Genomic DNA, 3,058 nt, shown 5'->3' with positions numbered 1-3,058 from the left:
TGGCATGCTTAAATCTCAAAAAACTGGTCAAAAGGATGGCGGGAGAGCCTTTTTATTTTGTTCAGATGAGGTGGTTTAAGCACGGAAACAGCCATTTTTATCTAAAAACACTAAAAAAGACAAACACCAAATCGATGTTTGTCTTCAATCTGAAATAGATAGAATAAGCATTCTATCTATTTTTTTGACTGTCAAGTAGTTGTCAATTCAACTCATTTGTATTTTTCTTCGAGTTGACTCATCCAAAGGCCTAGCCATATCCCTAAAACAAAGAGAATAATAGCCATTACCCAAGTTCCTAAGCCAGCGCCTACATATGAAATAGATTCACTACTATTACTATTTGGAATTAAAATCAAAATCGTACTTGATAAAACAATGCCGATAATAAAGTGATAGACCCGTGAATGGTGGTGTGTCAAGGCGAAATCCATAGCTTTTGAAAAGGCAAGGATGGCCAAAATGCCGCCGATAGTAATAGGTAAGAATGTTCCTATTAAATCAAGCGATTTAAAGCCAGTTAGCATAGGAGAATACAAACCTAAAATTAATAACAGGTTGGATGGGCTAAGCCCAGGAACTAAAACGCCCAAGGCAATCAAGACTCCTGCTAAGATGAACGTTAGAAAATTAGCTGGTAGAGTGCCAACAAGGTCATTTAGAAAATAGAGTCCAAGCCCAGACACGACAAAAGTAGCCACTAACCAGATGATATCGACCTGATCACGCTTTGAGTGTTTGGTTGATTCAGAAACAAGACTTGGAATTGTCCCAACAATGGCACCGGCAAAGCCCCAAAGTACCACAACTTGATAGTGTTTTAATAGAAATTCAACAGGATAGGAAAAAAGAGCAATTCCTAGAATGCCCCCAATGCCAACTGGTAGGAAAAAAAGGACATTTTCCATAAAATGATCGCGAATATGAGCTAAGAACGAAATCATACGTTCGTAGATACCAAGAATTGCTGCTAAGACTCCCCCTGATACCCCAGGTAAAATAAACCCAAGCGCAATAATCATCCCCTTAAAGACGCGAGAAATAAACGAAACCATAACTGCCTCCTAAAAATAGTTATCTTATTGTATCATATTTTTAACAGAGCAGCGGAGTGAAAACTGTAAGCCTATAAAAGGGGATTTTAAAAATAGAAGTTAGGTTCTCTTACTTTTAGTTATTTTGCTAAAATCAAAAGAAAAAAGCCTCTGAAACGTTGATTTCAAGGGCTTTTCGTTTACTTAATTATTTTACTTCTGTAAAGGTTAAGTATTTTCTATTTTAGCTATTATAAACGTTGATATATCAACATTGCTGGAATGCTACTTAGTAAAAGGTAGAGTGAATAGTAGAGTAGTTATTGCGTTAGTTCAGCAATCTTATCAAGATAAATACCAACAGCTTCTAACTTTCGTTGAGGTGCTAATTCAGCGTAAGTATCCATTGTGGTTGAAATTGATTTATGTCCCATTCTCACTTGAAGCTCTTTCCAATTTGTGCCAGCATTAAGTAACATTGAAGCATGAGTGTGTCGGAATAAATGGAAACCATAATCTGGTAGTCCTAGACCGGCTAATCTTTACTTGAGAGTTGTTCGCTCGTTTCTATCACACATATAGTTTCCGTATATTGTTGGGAAAATCAATTTTGTTTCAGATCTATTGTGTAATTTAAGATATTTGTTCATTTCATTGTGAAAATCTTGAAGTTCCTCAAGTATAGATAAAGGAACAGGAATAGAACGATTGCCTGCGTCAGTTTTTGGTGTTGCTTTACAGACGACCTCCCCTTTTGTTCCTGTCTTTTTATTAGCGGTTTTCCAAAGCAATGTTTTGTTGACACGAATAGAGGATTCTTTAAAGTTCAAATCATCAATTGTCAATGCCGATAACTCATTTATACGCAAGGCTGACGCCAAAAGAGTATTACAAATCAACTTAAACCTTCGATTGGCTCTACTGTTATCTAAATTTTCAAGATAATTAAGCCACATAGCAAGGCTTTCATCATGTAGTACCATGATACGTTGCTTATTTGATTTTGGCTTAGGTGGAATTTTAACGGTACTGACGGGATTAGTGGTTAGACCATAGTTTGTAATACCATAGTCAAAAACATCTTTCATCTTATGGATGACCGCTCCAAAGTCTTTCGCACACCCCTTATTTGCACGTTTCACACCAGATTCAACAGATTTCTTTGATTTTTTTGCTAGGTCATTTAGCCATAACTGAATATCAGCAGATTCTATTTTATCTGGTTTATAATCTCCAAACTTTGGGATAATATAATTATCTAGGTAACCTCTCACTCTATTTAATGTGTTATGCGAGCTAACCCAAGTTTGATAAGATTGAAACCATGCTTCAGCTAAATCTTCAAGTGTAACAATAGATATAACTTTTTTTCGAGTAAATCCATTTCTTTCAAAATCTAACCGTGCTTGGATAACTTCTCTATCAAGCTGTTTTAGTGTTTTTGCTGTAATAGTTGTAGTAACCTGTTTGCCAGTCTTAGCATCCTTACCGAGAAATGCCCCCTTCAAAGTGTATGATACGGACTTATCTTTTTTGATTTTTTTGATGACTTTTTTGCCATTATGGACAATTGTTTCAGTTTCCATATTTGCCTTTCTTCAGGATATTGAAGCAGGCTAAAATAGTTACCACTCTTTATTTTAGATAACCCAAATTGTCAAATTAAGCTAGACATTTTACGTAACTCAGAAAAACCTGATATGGTGTTCGATAATTTAAAGATTTCCTAGGAATTCTATTTCGTTCATCAGCGATAGCTGATAAATATTTTTGAGGAATACCATTGAAATCCATTTGCTTTGGTAGTCCATGACGTCTTAATAAACCATTTGAATGTTCATTTAACCCACGTTGACCAGGGCAACCTGGATCCGCAAAGAAAATATCAATGTCGTGTTGGTTGGCTATTGTCTTCCAATTAGAGAATTCTTTCCCACAATCAAAAGTGACAGATTTAAAGAGATGTTTTGGGAATTGTGACAGCCATCTATTTAGTGACTGCTCAATGTCGCTAGCTTTTCGAC

Annotated in this window: 2 protein-coding genes and 2 pseudogenes; 1 reads left to right on the top strand and 3 read right to left on the bottom strand. The window is 35.9% G+C overall.

Annotated elements, in window-relative coordinates; all coding sequences use genetic code 11:
* Positions 1-158: pseudogene (locus tag ACYTR8_RS10205) on the top strand (IS5/IS1182 family transposase); the annotation flags it as partial.
* A 54-nt stretch (positions 159-212) separates the two neighbouring features.
* Here ACYTR8_RS10205 and ACYTR8_RS10200 read toward each other — a convergent pair.
* The 3 genes and pseudogenes from ACYTR8_RS10200 to ACYTR8_RS10190 all read right to left on the bottom strand — a co-directional run.
* Complete coding sequence (locus ACYTR8_RS10200) at positions 213-1,055, bottom strand: DUF368 domain-containing protein (RefSeq protein WP_111717776.1); 843 nt, start codon at positions 1,053-1,055, stop codon at positions 213-215.
* Positions 1,056-1,354: 299 nt separating this feature from the next.
* A pseudogene (locus ACYTR8_RS10195) lies at positions 1,355-2,620 on the bottom strand (tyrosine-type recombinase/integrase).
* A 76-nt stretch (positions 2,621-2,696) separates the two neighbouring features.
* Positions 2,697-3,058, bottom strand: a 362-nt coding sequence (locus tag ACYTR8_RS10190) for an IS30 family transposase (protein ID WP_479642111.1), incomplete at its 5' end; no start/stop codon positions are given.

The sequence above is a fragment of the Streptococcus sp. F2 genome (genome assembly GCF_056500955.1).
The sequence above is the reverse complement of the archived record's forward strand: the minus strand, read 5'-3'. Positions and strand labels throughout refer to the sequence as shown.